This is a genomic window from Vibrio sp. 1580, from assembly GCF_033340055.1.
Genome location: NZ_JAWOVT010000021.1, coordinates 31764 through 48895, shown reverse-complemented (window position 1 = coordinate 48895; position 17132 = coordinate 31764). Strand labels below are relative to the sequence as shown.

The following is a 17132-nucleotide window of genomic DNA, read 5'->3' as shown; positions in this document are numbered from 1 at the left end:
TGTTTTACCGTGGTCAACGTGGCCGATAGTACCAACGTTAACGTGCGGTTTCGTACGTTCAAATTTTTCTTTAGACACGATCGTGTTCCTTCCTAGTTATGATTCGTCGTGATCATTATTGATCGACGACGCGCCAGAAATTGTTATTTTATGCGCCAACGCCCGTTAGCGCAATATTTGGACGCCCTGATCTCGCAAAAAGTCGTAAACTTTTTGCAGTTCAATCGTCAATTAGTAACCACGCTCTGCAATAATTTTATCTGCGAAGTTTTTCGGCACTTCAGCGTACTCGTGAAACTCCATAGAGTAAGACGCACGGCCTTGAGTTGCAGAACGTAGATCAGTTGCGTAACCGAACATTTCGGATAGTGGTACTTGAGCACGGATGATCTTAAGACCAGCCACACCTTCGTCCATGCCTTCAATGATACCGCGACGACGGTTTAGGTCACCAACAACGTCACCCATCCAGTCTTCCGGAGTGGTTACTTCGACATTCATCATAGGTTCTAGAATCACAGGTTGTGCTTCTAGTGCACCTTTCTTGAATGCCATCGAGCCAGCGATCTTAAACGCCATCTCGCTTGAGTCTACATCGTGGTAAGAACCATCAAATAGTGTAGCTTTAATATCTAGTACAGGGTAACCCGCTAGAACACCACTATTCATTTGCTCTTCGATACCTTTCGATACCGAACTGATGTATTCCTTAGGAATCACACCGCCCACGATTTCGTCTACGAATACGAAACCTTCACCAGGCTCTGAAGGCTCAAGTTTGACCCAAACATGACCGTATTGACCACGACCACCTGATTGACGAACAAACTTACCTTCAACTTCCGCTTTACCACGAATGGTTTCACGGTAAGCAACCTGAGGTTTACCAACGTTACAATCAACGCTGAATTCACGCTTCATACGATCAACGATAATGTCTAGGTGAAGTTCACCCATACCTGAGATCAGAGTCTGACCTGATTCGTCGTCCGTTTCCACGCGGAATGATGGATCTTCCGCTGCTAGTTTACCTAGCGCGATAGCCATTTTCTCTTGGTCTGCCTTAGAACGAGGCTCTACAGCAATCTGAATAACTGGTTCAGGGAACTCCATGCGCTCTAGAATCACTTTGTGGTTCTGATCACACAGCGTGTCACCTGTGGTTACGTCTTTCAGACCGATAGCAGCTGCAATATCACCAGCGCGAACTTCTTTCACTTCTTCACGCTTATTCGCATGCATCTGAACGATACGACCGAAACGCTCTTTCTTCTCTTTTACTGAGTTGTAAACAGCGTCACCCGAGTTTACAACACCGGAGTAAACACGCATGAAAGTTAACGTGCCCACGAATGGGTCAGTCGCAATCTTAAACGCTAGCGCTGAGAAAGGTTCATTGTCGTCAGCATGACGCTCAACTTCATTTTCTCTTTCGTCGACACCTTTAATTGCAGGTACGTCAACAGGCGATGGCAAGAACTCAACTACTGCATCCAGTACCGCTTGAACACCTTTGTTCTTAAACGCACTACCACAAGTAGCCAGTACGATTTCGTTATTTAGTGTGCGAGTACGTAGAGCTTGTTTGAGCTCAGCTTCAGTCAATTCACCTTCTTCAAGGTACTTGTCCATCAGCTCTTCGCTAGCTTCAGCAGCGGATTCAACCATGTGGTTGCGCCACTCTTCAGCAAGTTCAATCATGTCAGCTGGGATGTCTTCGTAAGTAAACGAAGTGCCTTGATCGGCATCATTCCAGTTGATCATTTTCATCTTGATAAGGTCGATGACACCTCTGAACTCATCTTCCGCACCAACGTTCAGCTGGATTGGAACAGGAGTCGCACCAAGACGATTCTTAATTTGGTTCACAACGCGTAGGAAGTCTGCGCCCGCACGGTCCATCTTGTTTACAAATACCAAACGTGGAACGTGGTATTTGTCTGCTTGACGCCATACAGTTTCAGACTGAGGTTCAACACCAGATGAGCCACAGAACACAACCACAGCACCATCAAGTACACGAAGAGAACGCTCTACTTCGATAGTAAAGTCAACGTGTCCAGGGGTATCAATGATGTTTACGCGATGCTCAGGGAACTGTGCTTCCATACCACGCCAGAATGTAGTAGTCGCAGCGGATGTGATAGTGATACCACGCTCCTGCTCCTGCTCCATCCAGTCCATGGTTGCTGCACCATCGTGAACTTCGCCGATTTTGTGAGAAAGGCCAGTGTAGAACAGAATACGCTCAGTTGTGGTTGTTTTTCCTGCATCTACGTGAGCACAGATACCGATATTACGGTATAGCTCAATAGGAGTTTTACGAGCCACGATTGTATCCTCTTACTAAGGTGTACCTTAGAGTGTAGAAAAGTGCTGCGAGAGAACCTCGCAGCACAGAAGGTATTACCAACGGTAATGAGCGAACGCTTTGTTTGCGTCAGCCATGCGGTGAACGTCTTCACGTTTCTTAACCGCAGTACCTTTGTTCTCAGACGCGTCTAGCATTTCAGCAGCTAGGCGTTGAGCCATAGATTTTTCACCACGCTTGCGCGCAGCTTCAACCAACCAACGCATAGCAAGTGCGTTACGGCGAACCGGACGTACTTCTACAGGTACTTGGTAAGTTGAACCACCAACACGGCGAGATTTAACCTCTACCGCTGGGCGAACGTTTTCAAGAGCTTCTTCAAAAATAGCTAAGTGGTCTTTACCAGACTTTTCAGCCATAGCATCTAGTGCAGTGTAAACGATTTTCTCTGCAGTAGATTTTTTACCGTCAACCATTAGGATGTTAACGAATTTTGCCAGCAATTCAGATTTGAATTTTGGATCTGGAAGGATCTTACGCTGACCAATGACGCGACGACGTGGCATGGATTTATCTCCGTTGTCTTCTTCAGGTTTTATCCAAAACTTTTCAGTTTTTTCAAAAAATTAAAAATAATTTAGTGTTTGGCCTTACTTAACGGAATCCATTAAGACTTAGGACGCTTCACACCGTACTTAGAACGACCTTGTTTACGGTCATTTACGCCAGCACAGTCTAGTGCGCCGCGAACAGTGTGGTAACGCACACCTGGAAGGTCTTTAACACGACCACCACGGATTAGAACAACTGAGTGCTCTTGAAGGTTGTGACCTTCACCGCCGATGTACGATGTAACTTCGAAGCCGTTTGTCAGACGTACACGACAAACTTTACGAAGTGCTGAGTTAGGTTTTTTAGGTGTAGTAGTGTAAACACGAGTACATACACCACGTTTTTGTGGGCACGCTTCTAGTGCAGGCACGTTGCTTTTAACAACTTGCTTTGCACGTGGCTTACGTACCAACTGGTTAATAGTTGCCATTAACTAGCTCCTGATTTACTTGAAAGTAAGCTTTGTGAAAAATCTATCCCCAACTGCCAATGCAGTTAGGGACGCAAAATTCTATGCAGCAGTGAGAGGTGTGTCAAGAAATATACGGATCTTTTTTGTTCAATTAGAACAATTCATCCGTAAAGCTTTGTCGACAGCAAATCTTGTTCAATCCCAAGTTAGGGATTTATCCTGTTTTGCTGTTAGTTCAACGAAGCCTGAGTAATTCACAATCGTCAGCGATGGACTGATACGATTTGCAATACCGCGAGCTTGCGCATCGCTCTCTAACACAAATACGCTGCGGTTTTTTAGGTGGGAACATGCTTTATGTTGCGAGTTAGCAGCGTACACTGCATCTTCTATAAGTAAGATGTCATCCTGTTCACTGCATAAGGGCATGGCGTCTTCTAGAGCAGAGACTGTTTTTATGATGTGTAACATAACTTCCTCAAAAAGACAGTAGCTTGCCAGCGTGTTGTAACTTATCTTTGAGCTGTTCTGAGCTTAACGCTTGGGCTTCAATGACTAAATCCGCTTGCGCCAAACCTCGCTGGGTTAACGACTCTGAACACACAAAGACTTGTTCGATGTCGTATAAATCGAAAAGCTTTAACATCGGCGCGTAATCTTTACTCAAAATATTGTTGGGGTCTTGTCCGAGTAGAAGCTGGTATACCCCGTCACCCATGAAAATGACGCTGATATCTTCACAGTAAGCCGACGCGGCTAACAGTGCATCCACACCTTCACGACCAGCTGCACTGCCATGTGGCGCACTACGAAATAGATAAGTTAACTGACTCAAAACTGTACCACTCTGTCTTGGGTTAACATCGCTTCAGCTAGGCTACCTAAGCCTGCTTGTTCAAAACCATCGGCTAGATTGTTCTGAACCAAACCATGTTGATTCGCTTCTTCTTCACTTACAATCCCGCGACGCAAAGCGGCCGCGACACAAGTTTCTAGGCGAACACCATGCTCTTTAGCCAAAGACTGCCACGCCTTATTGAGATCAAATTCATCGTTGGCTGGCACACTCAAAGCAGTACCATTAGTCACACCATCTTGATAAAAGAAGACGCTCACTAGCTGATGGCCTTGCTCTATCACCACTTTGGCGAACTGATAAGCACTGCGCGCTGACTGGCTGCCATAAACGGGACCATTCACCACTAACGTGTAAGTCAGTTTACTCACCTTTCATCATCCTCGGTTTTACGTTGACGAATGTACAAGTAAACGGTGTGTTTTGAAATATTAAGGCGATCCGCGACACGGTTGATGGCATCTTTAATATCGAAGATACCTTTGTCGTACAACTCCATCACGATCTGGCGATTTTTGGTGTTGTTAGACACGGATTTATCCGCATTGATCTCTTCGATGGTGCGTTCAACAGTTTGGTCCACCAGCTCTTCTACGTCACTAGCAAAGTTGACCGAGGAAGCCGCTTCTTTCGCTTCTTGCGTCGGCATGAAAGACTGAAGGACTTGCGAGAAAGGCGCATCCAAGTTGACGTTGATACACAACAAACCAATCACGCGATTTTCGCCATTACGAATGGCGACAGTAATCGACTTCATCAACACGCCACCTTTTGCACGGGTAAAGTACGAACGTGAGAAGTTGCGCTCCGAGCCTTCGATGTCTTTTAGCATCTTAAGCGCTAAATCAGTGATTGGTGAGCCGACTTGGCGCCCCGTGTTTTCACCGTTAGCGATTTTAATTGCAGAGGTATTTAAGTCTTCTAGAGAGTGAAGAACGATTTCACAAAATGGACCTATCAGGCTGGCGATACCATCCACGACCGCCTCATAAGATCTTAAAATGATTTTGTCGTGCTCGGTAAACGGCATCACGTTAACGGATTCCATTTCGAGCAACATCTCCGCGTTTATTGTTTCTGTAGTTGTCATAAGCCTTCGAGCGAAAAATCAACAAATTGGTGTAAGTTTATCAGAAAATTTGAAAAGCAACCTAGCAAACTCACCAACTAGTGACCTAGAACAAAAAAGGCCCGTTAAACGGACCTTTTTCAATAACTTATCGCAGCTTATTGTTATTGCTCTGCGTTGTCGTTCTCAACTTTTAGCAGCTCAACTTCAAATACTAGCGTTGAGTTAGCAGGAATGCTTGGTGTGTCTTGGTCACCGTATGCTAGCTCTGGCGGGATAACGAATTTGAATTTAGAACCCACAGGCATTAGCTGAACACCCTCTGTCCAACCTGGGATTACACGGTTAAGTGGGAACGTTGCAGGTTCACCACGATCGTATGAGCTGTCGAACTGAGTACCGTCGATCAGAGTACCTTTGTAGTGTACTTGAACCGTATCAGTGTCTTTTGGCTTCTCACCTTCAGCTGGTGTCATTACTTGGTATAGAAGACCTGTATCTGTCTTCACTACGCCTTCTTGCTTCTCAAACTCAGCACGGAAATCATCGCCAGCTTTTTTCGCTTCAGCTGCTTTCTCAGCCGCTTGTGCTTGCATCTTTTCTGCAACACGCTTGTCTAGAGATTCTAGTGCTGCACGTGTTTCTTCTTCATTCAATTCAGCATTGCCTTTGAAGACGTCTTCGATACCTTTTAGTACCAAATCTTTGTTAAGATTAATGCCGATTTCGCTTGGCTTGTCGATGCTTGTGCTTAGGTAGTTAGCAAATGAAACACCGATTGCGTATGCCGCTTTGTCGTCGTCGGTTTTAAAGTGAACCGCTTTACCGGTTTCTGCTTGAACTTGTTCTGCTTGAGGTGCGGTTTCTGTTTTAGTTTCTTCTTTCTGACAACCTACCGCTAGCATAACTGTTGCAGCAAGTAGCGACACTTTTAAAACTGATTTCATTAAATTCTCCCAATAATGGCTCTGCCATTGGTTGTTGTGCACAAATCTTCTATGAGACTAGTGAAGACAATCGTTATACCAATATACTAGCTATATGTCTTAAGACACAAACCGGATTATTAGATGTGATGCAAAGAATTTTTCATTTATTCCTATATTTAATTGTCATCACCACGTTAAATGGTTGCTTTTTCGCCGAGCGTGAAGTGCAGCGTTGGCCGATAGAACCTCAAGGTGCGACGAGCTTCGCACTTAGCAGAGATGGACGGTTTGCTCTGCTCTATTCTCAACAACGTCATTTGATGTTGTGGGACCTAGAGCAAAATGAACAACTAGCCAATCTGGGTGAACTCGATGCCGATGCCAATGTGGTTTCCCATATCCGCATATCTGACAATGGTCGCTACGCAATTACAGCAAGCCAAATGAACTTCGCAGTTTGGGACCTAGGCTGGACGCAATCCGAAGGCCTTTGGTCTATCTCTGATGCGCTCATTCGCGACGTTGATATCACCAGTAATGGTGAACAAGTTCTGCTTGGGTTATCCAACGGTAAAGCAATTTATGTCAACTTAGTCACCGGGCGTCGCATGGAGTTCCTTGCGCATCGTGAAAAAGTCAATTCCGTGGCCATTTCTCCTAATGGGCGCTTCGCCCTAACCGGAGGTAATGACTATAAAGCGTATCTGTGGGACACCGAAACCGGACAAGTACTACGAACCTTCGAACATGAACAACGAATTGTTCGCGTGGCCCTGCAAAGAGATGGAAAATTAGCAATGACATCTGATGGCGGAAACCAAGCGATTGTTTGGGATTTAAAAACTGGACAAGAAGTCACACAGTTGAGCAGTTGGTCACGCCAATTAATTTTCTCTACCGCACGATTTTCTGACGACGGGACTCAACTAGTCACAGGAAGCCCTTCTGGCCGTGTGTCGATATGGGATACTCAAACCGGAAAACGAATGAGTGGATTTGAAGTGGAGCCCAAAAAAGACACTCGCCCTCCCCGTGCGGTCGTGTATGATGCAGCTTTTGATTCAAAACAACGCGTAATTACTGCTACTTCAGCAGGTATTGCCCAAGCTTGGCAGTTAGAGAACGGATCATGACAGAAAAAATCATTCAGCAATTGGAAGCACGCATTAATGACTTAGAATGTCAGCTTGCGTTCCAAGAACAGACTATTGAAGATCTGAACGGCGCTTTATCGCAGCAACAACTGCAAATTACCAAGATGCTCGATCAGATGAAATATGTGGTAGGTAAAGTAAAAAATATGGACTCGTCGAATTTAGCCGATCCGTCAGAAGAAACCCCACCACCGCATTATTAAAATGCAGGCTCAAATAGCATAAAGCCCAGAACATGTTCTGGGCTTTGTTGTATTAATTACTTAAGAAGGTACTCAAGAGGAAGCTATTCGTCGGCGTAGATTTTAACGCTCAGCTCGCCTTGCGTATTAATGCCTGCTCGGTACATGCCAGAACTGTTCATCGCAAAGTGCATCTCACCTTTAGCATCAATGGCAATCAAACCGCCCTCTCCGCCCATCTGTTTGAGATCACCTTGGATAATGTGTTCACAAGCCGTATGAATATCTTCTTGTAAGTAACGCATACGTGCTGCAACGTCTTCCGCAACACGTTTACGAATAAAGAACTCGCCGACACCCGTAGTGGAAACTGCCACGACGCCATTTTCGGCCACCGTACCACAACCAATAAGAGCAGAATCTCCGACTCGGTTGTATTTCTTATTCGTCACGCCACCCGTACTGGTGGCAGCGGCTAAGTTGCCTTGTTGGTCCAATGCCACCGCACCAACCGTACCGTGCTTACGGTCATCTGGGTAACGAGATTCCGACAAAGCAAACAGTCCTTTCTCACGCATAGACAGCAACTGCTCATAACGGCGATCAGTAAAGAAGTAATCTTGCTCGGTATACTCATGGCCTTGCTCAAAAGCAAACTTCTCTGCGCCCTCACCCACCAACAGCACATGATTGCTGTTTCGCATCACGTCACGAGCGAGCTCAATTGGGTTTCTGATATGACGAACACCGGCAACAGCACCTGCCGCTTGGTTTCTACCATCCATTACAGAAGCGTCCATTTCGACCATTTCGTTGTTGGTCAGCACTGAGCCTTTACCCGCATTAAAGTTAGGAGAGTCTTCCAATACTTTCACTGCCGCTACGACGGCATCTAAGGCTTCACCGCCCGTTTCTAGAATTTGATGTCCCGCTTTTACCGCAGCTTCTAAATCCGCCAAGATGGATTGTTGCAGCTCATCGCTCATCTGTTCACGCAAGATGGTGCCCGCACCACCATGAATGGCAATCGAGAAAGGTTTCGTCATCACTTTGTCCAACTGTTATTCCTTGTATGGTTGGCACTACACCTTAGATAAACAAAAAGCGCAAGTTGAAAACTCAACTTGCGCTTTTCAAAGCTTTGCTAGATAAGATTATCTAGTGAAGGCGCTTATGATTAGTGAGAACCACAGCTACCGCCGCCACAGCAGCCGCCTTCTTCTTCGTGATCGTGGTCATGATCGTGACCACCACAACAGCCACCACCTTGGTGGATGTGACCGTGTTCGATCTCTTCTGCTGTTGCTTCACGTGTAGACATAACTTCTACTTCGAAAGTTAGTGTTTGACCAGCTAACATATGGTTACCGTCAACAACCACTTCGTTGCCGTCAACTTCTGTTACTTCAACAGGGATTGGACCTTGGTCAGTGTCAGCTAGGAAGCGCATGCCCACTTCGATTTGCTCAACGCCTTGGAACACGTCCGCAGGAACGCGCTGTACTAGCGCATCGTTGTGCTCACCGTAAGCTTCTTCAGGAGCTACCGTTACTGAGAACTTGTCGCCAGCCACTTTACCTTCAAGTTCTTTTTCAAGACCTGTGATTAGGTTGTTGTGACCGTGAAGGTAATCTAGAGGTGCTTCTGCTGTTGATTGATCAACAACGACACCGTCTTCCATCATTACTTTGTATGCAAGGCTTGCAACAACGTTCTTTTCAATTTTCATACTAACTCCAGGGAGATTAATTGACTTAACCTGAATGGGGTTAAGTACTGAGATATCTGGGTGTATTATGGGGATCAATTATCGAAGTTCAATTACTCCGGCTTAAAAATTCCGATCATTTCCTGATCTGAGTGTTTATTTTTCTCTACAGATTGTGGTTTACGCTGCTCTGTAAACTCACACTCGACACACTCAACTAACTCGATGTTATTTTCAATCCACCAGCGCAGGGTATCTTGCTGGCTGCAATTTGGGCAGCTAGCGCCGGCAATAAAACGTTTCTTGATTTTCACGCTATTTCCTTAGCTTGAGTCTTGGCTCAAGTACTACTTCCAATGATTAGGTGACTGATGGTCGCTCTCCATTTCACGACCAAATATTTCTTCTAGCTCTTTGCGGGCCTCTTTCGCTCTTTGGGCTAATTTCTTATCTTCATTGTGTTGAGGCAATAAGTCCTTAAGCATAGCATTATCTAACTTGCGAAAATGTGCTTCTGCCCGCTTTGCTTGATAAGGATGCATGCCCAGTTCTACGAGCGCTTGGCGACCGAGATCTAGTGCCCCTAAAAATGTTTCACGAGAGTAATTCTCTACACCATGACTCATTAACTGGTAAGCCTCGACACGGCTTCTTGCTCGGGCTAACAACTTAAGTTTCGGGAAGTGCACGCGACAAATGTCCACGATGGCCATCACCTCATCAGGTGAGTCGGTACAGATCACTAAAGCTTCTGCTTTATCTGCCCCCGCGGCACGTAACAAATCAATCTGAGTCGCATCACCATAAAACACCTTATAACCGTATTTACGCAGCAAGTGGATTTGGCTCGCGTCACTTTCTAGTACTGTTACTTTGATCTTATTGGCGTACATCAAGCGGCCGACAATCTGACCAAAACGACCAAAGCCCGCGATGATCACTCGTGGTCGACGATCCACCACATTGGTCGTCACGCTCTCTTCTTCTTGGTTAAGTGTGTGCGCAAACCACTTCTTCTGCCCCATGAGCAACAGCGGCGTGGTCACCATCGACAAGCTCACCACCACCAACAAGAAAGCAACTTGTTCTTTGGTTAAGATACCTTCTTGGCTTGCCGCGGTGAAAATCACAAACGCAAACTCACCACCTTGGCTCAAAATCGCTGCCATACGACTGCGCGACTTAGCACGAACTCGAGCAGTGCGAGCCAAGACATACAGCACCAAACCTTTGACTACAACAAGGGCAATCACGGCACTAATAATCGCAAACGGTTGAAGTGCTAATAAGCCCAAGTTTACCGCCATGCCCACCGCAATAAAGAATAACCCCAACAACAGACCTTTAAATGGCTCGATCGCGATTTCCAGCTCATGGCGATACTCACTCTCTGCCAGCAAAACGCCTGCTAAAAAAGTCCCCAATGCCATCGAAAGGCCGAGCTTTTGCATCACGACCGAAATGCCAAGCACGACTAAAAGTGCAGCAACGGTAAAGAGCTCACGAACACCGCTCATCACGACAAAACGAAATAGCGGACGTAGTAAAAAGTGACCTCCAATCAACAGTGCTACCACACTGCCTAAAATAGTGAAGACATCCAACCAACTTCCACCGCTATGCCCGCCTGCTAGCAAGGGCAACATCGCCAGCATCGGGATCACTGCAATATCTTGAAAGAGCAGCACCGCAAAACCAGATTGCCCCGTTTCGGTACCATTAAGCCCTTGCTCTTCAATGACTTTAAGCGCAATCGCCGTCGAGGACAGCGCCAACCCCATCCCGATAACTAAACTCACTTGCATGCTTACGCCAAACATACTGACGACACTACCAATCACGGCGGTCGTGACCACAACCTGCGCACCGCCTAAACCTAAAATCGGCCCTCGCATCTGCCACAATTTTTTAGGGTTTAATTCCAGCCCTATCAAAAACAGTAACAACACAACCCCAAGCTCGGCAAAATGCAAAATGGCATCAACGTCGCTAATTAAGCCAAGCCCCCATGGGCCAATCAACACACCAGCGAGTAAATAACCTAAAACCGAGCCAAGCCCAAGGCGCTGAGCAATCGGCACCGCAATAACCGCAGCCGAAAGAAAGACCACACTGCTTTGAAGAAACTCACTGGTGATCGCCATACTGACCTCCTTGATCTGCCGCTTGCCAGTTTTCAAGTGGGTTACTCAGCCATCCACGGTATAACTCGGCATGTTCGTAGCGTTCAATATCCGAAACATTTCTTGACCAATACAACACCAGAGGTTCAATCCAGTGCATTTGGCATAGGGCTGCCGTCAGTTCAAACGGTTGCAAGATTTGCTCAAGTGGGTATTTGTTGTACCCCTTCGCGCTGAAGGCTTCTTCTTTACCACCCGTTGTAATGACACTGCGCCAGTATTTTCCTTCTAGCGCCGCACCTCCGCCAAACGCAAAGCCTTTACCTAACACTCGGTCTAGCCACTCTTTTAATAGAGCTGGACATGAATACATATAAAGTGGGTGGTGAAATACGATCACATCGTGAGCGAGCAACAACTCATGTTCGTAATTCACATCAATAAAGAAATCAGGGTAAACACCGTAAAGGTCGTGCACAGTGACGTGATCAAGCGACTGAGCTTTTTTTATCATCACTTGATTGGCAATCGAGTTATGTGGCTCTGGATGAGCATAAATGACCAGAACTTTTGGGAGAATAGACGGTGCAACAGCCAAATGGTCGTCCTTGTGGTTATTTTTATCCGTTATCAAATTGTTATACTTTTTTGTACAGCATAATGCAATTAAAGCGAATCAATCGACTTTTCCGGTCAATACCCCTACTATTCACCGCTAGATATATACCCAAGTGGCTTTAAAACGATTGAAACCACTTCGCTATGTAACCAAGCAACGCGCACTGCGCAAAGTGAATTAAAACTTTATGATTACCTTCTCTGATATTCAGTTACTGCGTGGCGGTAAACCTCTTTTAGACCAAGCTTCTGCGACTATTCACCCTGGCGATAAAGTCGGTCTTGTGGGCAAAAACGGCTGCGGTAAATCAACGCTGTTTGCCCTACTGAAAGATGAACTGTCAATTGATGCTGGCTCATTTAGCCAACCTCAACATTGGGAGTTGGCCTGGGTCGCACAGGAAACGCCTGCGCTAGAGCGCACTGCACTGGAATACGTCATTGATGGTGATCGCGAATACCGCGCTCTCGAAAAGCAGTTAGCTGAAGCAGAAACACAAGACAACGGAACCCTAGTTGCCGAGATACACGGTAAAATTGAAACCATTGGTGGTTACAGCATTCGCGCTCGCGCGGCAGAACTGCTCGATGGTTTAGGGTTCAGCCAAGAGCAAATGAGTTGGAGTTTGACCCAATTCTCGGGTGGTTGGCGTATGCGTCTTAACTTGGCTCAAGCGCTATTGTGTCGTTCTGATCTACTGCTACTCGACGAACCAACCAACCACTTGGATTTGGACGCGGTAATGTGGTTAGAGCGTTGGCTACAAAACTACCCTGGCACGCTGATTCTGATCTCGCACGACCGAGACTTCCTTGATCCAATTGTTGGTCGCATCATTCACATCGAGAATCAGCAGCTGAACGAATACACGGGTAACTACTCGTCATTCGAAAACCAACGCGCACAAAAGATGGTGTTACAACAAGCGATGTTTGAAAAGCAACAGAAGCAGATGTCGCACATGCAAAGCTACATCGACCGCTTCCGTTACAAAGCATCAAAAGCACGCCAAGCCCAAAGCCGTATCAAAGCTTTGGAGCGCATGGAAAAAGTACTGCCAGCTCAATTCGATAACCCATTTAGCTTCCAATTCCGTGAGCCAGCTGCGCTGCCAAACCCAATCATGATGATGGATGAAGTATCTGCAGGTTACGGTGACAACCTGATCTTAGAGAAGATCCGCTTGAACTTGGTTCCTGGCAGTCGTATTGGTCTACTCGGCCGTAATGGTGCGGGTAAATCGACCTTAATCAAGCTGCTCTCTGGTGAACTTAACGCGCAAGGTGGTGACCTAACTTACTCACAAGGCGTGAAAATTGGTTACTTCGCTCAGCACCAGTTAGAAACGCTTCACCCTGAAGAAACGCCGCTGCAACACATGATGCAAATCGCACCCGATCAAACCGAACAGCAGCTACGTGATTACCTAGGTAGCTTTGGCTTCCAAGGTGACAAAGCACTAGAAAAAGTTGCGCCGTTTTCTGGTGGCGAAAAAGCCCGTTTGGTATTGGCTTTAATTGTGTGGCAAAAGCCAAACCTGTTGCTACTTGATGAACCGACCAACCACTTAGACTTGGACATGCGCCAAGCATTGACGATGGCACTGCAAACGTTCGAAGGTGCAATGGTGATTGTTTCGCACGACCGTTACCTATTGCGTGCTACAACCGATGACTTGTACTTGGTGCATGATCGTCAAGTTGCGCCGTTCGATGGTGACTTAAACGACTACTACAAGTGGTTAACCGAGCAACAAAGAGCGGAACGCAAAGAAGCACAAGCCGCACAGCCAGCCAAAGATAGCGCCAACAGCGCGGCAGCGAAAAAAGAGCAGAAACGTCGCGATGCAGAATTTCGAAAACAGACAGCGCCAATTCGCAAAACGCTGACACAACTAGAAAATAAAATGGATAAGTTAGGTGCTGCACTGGCCGAAGCTGAAGAACAATTGGCGGAGAACTCACTGTATGCGGCCGAAAATAAAGCTAAACTTAACCAAGTGCTGGCACTTCAAGCTTCTAGTAAGGCTGAGCTCGAAGAAATTGAAATGGAATGGATGTCTGCTCAAGAAACATTGGAGCAGATGGAGCTAGAGTTTAATCAATGAGTAATCAACACGCTGAATACACACTCACCCTAGAACACCTTTGGCAGTTTAGTCTGCAATTTTATGGTGTGCGAGAAGTGAAAGAGGCGTGTTTATCATTACAGAACAACTACCACGGTAACGTGAACCTACTCCTGCTGCTCAGATGGCTCGATGAGCAGCAACTCATTTTCCAAGAAAAAGACTGGCCCTTGGTGCAAGACTGTCTAGGTAGAAGCGAAACTTTACTTCACTCCTTTCGCGACCTTCGTCGCCACCTTAAGTCTCAAGTCAATGACGCTTTGTATCGTGAGACCTTGCAGTTTGAGCTGCAACTAGAAAAGCAGCAACAAGCGGATTTGGTGGACTGCATTAACTCACTTACACTACTCAAAAATGATGGTGACCCACTGACGTTGAGATACTGTCGTCAACTCGGTGGGGAGCATTTGCAGCAAGCCTTTGCTATTCCGGTGCCAAACATTCAACCACCAAAACGCCCATAAATCTGTAGAATACCTATAATCTTTATAAAGGATTATATTAATAAGTTCTTCAACGGACACCGAAGGACCGCATAAGAGCAGTTAGGTATGACACAATTTTTCGCAGCCGCCGGGATCAAAAACCCGCATCTCCAAACGCTTTTGCCGCGTTTTATTCGCAAAAAAGCGTTATTTACGCCGATTTGGCAAACCCTCGATACATCCGATGGCGACTTTCTCGATCTCGCGTGGAGCGAGGACCCAACCCAAGAGCCTGCACAAAAAAAGCCGATTTTTGTTTTATTTCATGGGTTAGAGGGGTGCTTCTATAGCCCTTATGCCAATGGGTTAATGAATGCATTTGCTCAATCTGGATGGCTGTCGGTGATGATGCATTTTCGTGGCTGCAGCGGTAAACCAAACAAAAAAGCACGAGCTTACCACTCGGGTGAAGTGACGGATGCTCGTTACTTCCTAGAGCACCTTGAACAACGTTTTCCTGATAACCCCAAAGTTGCGGTTGGTATTTCTCTTGGCGGTAACATGTTGGCGAATTATTTAGCCCAATATAAAGACCACCCTTTTTTGAATGCAGCGACTATTATCTCAGCGCCTTTAGACCTAGCGGCGTGTGCAAACCGTATTGAACAAGGCTTTTCGAAAGTGTATCGCCGTTATCTGCTTTCTTCACTGAAACGTAACGCGTTACAAAAGCATCATCTATTGCATGGCGAGCTCGCTTTGTCCTACAACTCAATAAAACGTGTCACACGATTGTATGAATTCGATGATTTGATCACGGCACCACTGCACGGCTTTAAAGACGCACAAGATTATTACGATCAATGTTCTGGCTTAAGTAAACTACAGCAAATCACGCTACCCACACTGATCATCCATGCCAAAGACGATCCGTTCATGACCGATGATGTGATACCGAAGTTTGTTTTGCCAGATAACATTGATTACCGTCTCTTTGAACACGGTGGCCATGTTGGCTTCCTAACAGGAACGGCGTTAAAACCTAAGTTTTGGTTGGAGGAAGCGCTGCCCGCGTATTACGAAAGTATCGCCGCAGATTACCTTTCTGCTGTATCCAAGCAACGAACGCAGTAAACTAGCCGCTCATCATAAAAGTTAGAGGTATTTATGATCATTCCATGGCAAGACATTGCGCCGGAAACATTGGAAAACTTAATTCGTGAATTCGTCTTACGCGAAGGAACGGATTACGGAACCGTCGAGGTTTCTTTGCATGACAAAATTGATCAAGTTAAAGCTCAATTGGAAAAAGGTGAAGCGGTTATCGTGTTCTCTGAGCTACACGAAACCGTCGATATTCAGCATAAAACAAAATTTTAGACCCTTCACATTTTACCGTATCCCACTCGATGACAAGGTATTGTTACGTGCTATAGTGGGATATCGACCGTGCAGTAGTAACTCTACTGCACATTACAGGTAAGTAATTTTCGACAAGGTTTGTCATGTCAGCTAAACACCCAATTATTGCGGTTACTGGTTCGTCCGGTGCCGGCACGACCACTACATCTGAAGCCTTCCGTAAAATGTTCAATATGATGAACGTTAAACCCGCATGGGTTGAAGGCGATAGCTTCCATCGCTTTACTCGCCCAGAAATGGACATCGAAATTCGCAAAGCCCGCGAGCAAGGTCGACACATTAGCTACTTTGGCCCACAAGCTAATGACTTCCCGGGATTAGAAGAGTTTTTCCGTAAGTTCGGGCATGACGGCACTGGCAGCGTGCGCCGTTATCTGCACACGTTTGACGAAGCGGTTCCCTACAATCAAATGCCAGGCACGTTTACACCGTGGCAAGACTTACCCGAAAACAGCGACGTGCTGTTTTATGAAGGGTTACATGGTGGCGTGGTCGATGGAGATGTTAATGTTGCTCAACATGTGGATTTCTTAATCGGCATGGTGCCGATTGTGAACTTAGAGTGGATACAAAAATTCGTACGTGACACTCGCGATCGCGGCCATTCGCGTGAAGCGGTAATGGACTCAATCGTGCGATCCATGGACGATTACCTCAACTATATCACTCCGCAGTTTTCTCGTACTCACATCAACTTCCAGCGCGTACCGACCGTTGACACTTCCAACCCACTTAATGCAAAAGGCATCCCTAGTTTGGATGAGAGTTTTGTGGTGATTCGCCTACGCGGTATCAAGAATGTCGACTTCCCATATCTGCTGGCCATGATTGATGGCTCATTCATGTCACGCCACAACACGATTGTCGTACCCGGCGGTAAGATGAGCTTTGCAATGGAGCTCATAGTTCGGCCTATCCTACAACAGCTCATCGAAACAGGGAAAATTGGCTAAAAACCTGCCTGCGAAGATGTTTACTTTTCATACCGTGATCATGTGCACAGTTTTGCTTACAAAATCTCAATCATGGCACGATTAAAATCAAGAAATCGTTTTCGAAAAAGGATACTATTTCTTACCGAAACACAAGAGAGCTTGCAGCATATAAAAAGTGCTCTTATTCTAGTAGGCCTAATTCAGGCTTAGCTAAAATATGGATAGCGCAAGCGTACCCTGCAGAGGA

General features: G+C 46.1%; 20 protein-coding genes. 7 read left to right on the top strand and 13 right to left on the bottom strand.

Annotation, left to right across the window (positions count from 1 at the left end):
• Positions 1–231 precede the first annotated feature (231 nt).
• The 8 genes from fusA to fkpA form a co-directional block, all read right to left on the bottom strand.
• A complete protein-coding gene (gene fusA / locus R7093_RS22345) occupies positions 232–2331 on the bottom strand; it encodes an elongation factor G (protein WP_005382794.1) in 2100 nt (699 codons plus the stop codon).
• 75 nt (positions 2332–2406) lie between these two features.
• Complete coding sequence (rpsG, locus tag R7093_RS22340; protein ID WP_005382796.1) at positions 2407–2877, bottom strand: 30S ribosomal protein S7; 471 nt, start codon at positions 2875–2877, stop codon at positions 2407–2409.
• Positions 2878–2978: 101 nt separating this feature from the next.
• Positions 2979–3353, bottom strand: coding sequence for a 30S ribosomal protein S12 (gene rpsL, locus R7093_RS22335; RefSeq protein ID WP_004399892.1), 375 nt, complete (start codon positions 3351–3353; stop codon positions 2979–2981).
• A 177-nt stretch (positions 3354–3530) separates the two neighbouring features.
• Positions 3531–3806 (bottom strand): sulfurtransferase complex subunit TusB, encoded by a 276-nt coding sequence (tusB, locus tag R7093_RS22330; protein WP_213907345.1) that lies wholly within the window; start codon positions 3804–3806, stop codon positions 3531–3533.
• 7 nt (positions 3807–3813) lie between these two features.
• Entirely contained in the window at positions 3814–4170 is a 357-nt protein-coding gene (tusC, locus tag R7093_RS22325; RefSeq protein ID WP_005382801.1) for a sulfurtransferase complex subunit TusC, read from the bottom strand.
• Positions 4167–4562: a sulfurtransferase complex subunit TusD gene (gene tusD, locus R7093_RS22320; protein ID WP_047104026.1), complete on the bottom strand. Its 396-nt coding sequence runs from the start codon at positions 4560–4562 to the stop codon at positions 4167–4169. Before tusD ends, tusC begins: the two co-directional genes overlap by 4 nt.
• Positions 4559–5281: a transcriptional regulator gene (locus tag R7093_RS22315; protein ID WP_005382804.1), complete on the bottom strand. Its 723-nt coding sequence runs from the start codon at positions 5279–5281 to the stop codon at positions 4559–4561. Before R7093_RS22315 ends, tusD begins: the two co-directional genes overlap by 4 nt.
• Before the next feature lie 143 nt (positions 5282–5424).
• Positions 5425–6207 carry an FKBP-type peptidyl-prolyl cis-trans isomerase gene (gene fkpA / locus R7093_RS22310; RefSeq protein ID WP_017821751.1) on the bottom strand — a complete coding sequence of 261 codons (783 nt, stop codon included), beginning with the start codon at positions 6205–6207 and terminating at the stop codon, positions 5425–5427.
• A 128-nt stretch (positions 6208–6335) separates the two neighbouring features.
• Between fkpA and R7093_RS22305 the strand changes: the two genes are divergently transcribed.
• Positions 6336–7322, top strand: a complete 987-nt coding sequence (locus tag R7093_RS22305; protein ID WP_005381457.1) for a WD40 repeat domain-containing protein — start codon at positions 6336–6338, stop codon at positions 7320–7322.
• Positions 7319–7546: a SlyX family protein gene (locus tag R7093_RS22300; RefSeq protein WP_005381455.1), complete on the top strand. Its 228-nt coding sequence runs from the start codon at positions 7319–7321 to the stop codon at positions 7544–7546. The genes R7093_RS22305 and R7093_RS22300 overlap by 4 nt, the downstream gene beginning before the upstream one ends.
• Before the next feature lie 83 nt (positions 7547–7629).
• Here the strand turns inward: R7093_RS22300 and R7093_RS22295 are convergent, their stop codons facing one another.
• From R7093_RS22295 to kefG, 5 genes are all read right to left on the bottom strand, one after another.
• A complete protein-coding gene (locus R7093_RS22295; protein ID WP_031779066.1) occupies positions 7630–8571 on the bottom strand; it encodes an isoaspartyl peptidase/L-asparaginase family protein in 942 nt (313 codons plus the stop codon).
• Between the two features lie 131 nt (positions 8572–8702).
• Positions 8703–9254 (bottom strand): peptidylprolyl isomerase, encoded by a 552-nt coding sequence (gene slyD, locus R7093_RS22290; protein WP_005381451.1) that lies wholly within the window; start codon positions 9252–9254, stop codon positions 8703–8705.
• A 92-nt stretch (positions 9255–9346) separates the two neighbouring features.
• Positions 9347–9547, bottom strand: coding sequence for a YheV family putative zinc ribbon protein (locus R7093_RS22285; protein WP_005381449.1), 201 nt, complete (start codon positions 9545–9547; stop codon positions 9347–9349).
• 33 nt (positions 9548–9580) lie between these two features.
• Positions 9581–11377: a glutathione-regulated potassium-efflux system protein KefB gene (kefB, locus tag R7093_RS22280; RefSeq protein ID WP_005381447.1), complete on the bottom strand. Its 1797-nt coding sequence runs from the start codon at positions 11375–11377 to the stop codon at positions 9581–9583.
• Positions 11361–11954 carry a glutathione-regulated potassium-efflux system ancillary protein KefG gene (kefG, locus tag R7093_RS22275; protein WP_047104030.1) on the bottom strand — a complete coding sequence of 198 codons (594 nt, stop codon included), beginning with the start codon at positions 11952–11954 and terminating at the stop codon, positions 11361–11363. The genes kefB and kefG overlap by 17 nt, the downstream gene beginning before the upstream one ends.
• A gap of 208 nt (positions 11955–12162) precedes the next feature.
• Here kefG and R7093_RS22270 point away from each other — a divergent pair, with 208 nt between their 5' ends.
• The 5 genes from R7093_RS22270 (at position 12163) to R7093_RS22250 (ending at position 16903) form a co-directional block, all read left to right on the top strand.
• A complete protein-coding gene (locus tag R7093_RS22270; RefSeq protein ID WP_005381442.1) occupies positions 12163–14082 on the top strand; it encodes an ABC transporter ATP-binding protein in 1920 nt (639 codons plus the stop codon).
• Positions 14079–14567 (top strand): TIGR02444 family protein, encoded by a 489-nt coding sequence (locus R7093_RS22265; protein WP_005381440.1) that lies wholly within the window; start codon positions 14079–14081, stop codon positions 14565–14567. Before R7093_RS22270 ends, R7093_RS22265 begins: the two co-directional genes overlap by 4 nt.
• 87 nt (positions 14568–14654) lie before the next feature.
• Positions 14655–15662: a hydrolase gene (locus R7093_RS22260; protein ID WP_005381438.1), complete on the top strand. Its 1008-nt coding sequence runs from the start codon at positions 14655–14657 to the stop codon at positions 15660–15662.
• 33 nt (positions 15663–15695) lie between these two features.
• Positions 15696–15908, top strand: coding sequence for a YheU family protein (locus R7093_RS22255; protein ID WP_005381436.1), 213 nt, complete (start codon positions 15696–15698; stop codon positions 15906–15908).
• 125 nt (positions 15909–16033) lie between these two features.
• Positions 16034–16903, top strand: a complete 870-nt coding sequence (locus tag R7093_RS22250) for a phosphoribulokinase (protein WP_005381434.1) — start codon at positions 16034–16036, stop codon at positions 16901–16903.
• The last annotated feature ends 229 nt before the right edge of the window (positions 16904–17132 follow it).

Excerpts from the sequence above, each read along its gene's own strand:
- R7093_RS22260 (WP_005381438.1), top strand. The coding sequence starts at position 14,655 with ATGACACAATTTTTCGCAGCCGCCGGGATCAAAAACCCGCATCTCCAA.
- R7093_RS22265 (WP_005381440.1), top strand. The coding sequence starts at position 14,079 with ATGAGTAATCAACACGCTGAATACACACTCACCCTAGAACACCTTTGG.
- R7093_RS22315 (WP_005382804.1), bottom strand. The coding sequence starts at position 5,281 with ATGACAACTACAGAAACAATAAACGCGGAGATGTTGCTCGAAATGGAA.
- fkpA (WP_017821751.1), bottom strand. The coding sequence starts at position 6,207 with ATGAAATCAGTTTTAAAAGTGTCGCTACTTGCTGCAACAGTTATGCTA.
- kefB (WP_005381447.1), bottom strand. The coding sequence starts at position 11,377 with ATGGCGATCACCAGTGAGTTTCTTCAAAGCAGTGTGGTCTTTCTTTCG.
- slyD (WP_005381451.1), bottom strand. The coding sequence starts at position 9,254 with ATGAAAATTGAAAAGAACGTTGTTGCAAGCCTTGCATACAAAGTAATG.
- R7093_RS22270 (WP_005381442.1), top strand. The coding sequence starts at position 12,163 with ATGATTACCTTCTCTGATATTCAGTTACTGCGTGGCGGTAAACCTCTT.
- R7093_RS22250 (WP_005381434.1), top strand. The coding sequence starts at position 16,034 with ATGTCAGCTAAACACCCAATTATTGCGGTTACTGGTTCGTCCGGTGCC.
- rpsL (WP_004399892.1), bottom strand. The coding sequence starts at position 3,353 with ATGGCAACTATTAACCAGTTGGTACGTAAGCCACGTGCAAAGCAAGTT.
- rpsG (WP_005382796.1), bottom strand. The coding sequence starts at position 2,877 with ATGCCACGTCGTCGCGTCATTGGTCAGCGTAAGATCCTTCCAGATCCA.
- tusB (WP_213907345.1), bottom strand. The coding sequence starts at position 3,806 with ATGTTACACATCATAAAAACAGTCTCTGCTCTAGAAGACGCCATGCCC.
- R7093_RS22300 (WP_005381455.1), top strand. The coding sequence starts at position 7,319 with ATGACAGAAAAAATCATTCAGCAATTGGAAGCACGCATTAATGACTTA.
- R7093_RS22295 (WP_031779066.1), bottom strand. The coding sequence starts at position 8,571 with ATGACGAAACCTTTCTCGATTGCCATTCATGGTGGTGCGGGCACCATC.
- R7093_RS22255 (WP_005381436.1), top strand. The coding sequence starts at position 15,696 with ATGATCATTCCATGGCAAGACATTGCGCCGGAAACATTGGAAAACTTA.
- R7093_RS22305 (WP_005381457.1), top strand. The coding sequence starts at position 6,336 with ATGCAAAGAATTTTTCATTTATTCCTATATTTAATTGTCATCACCACG.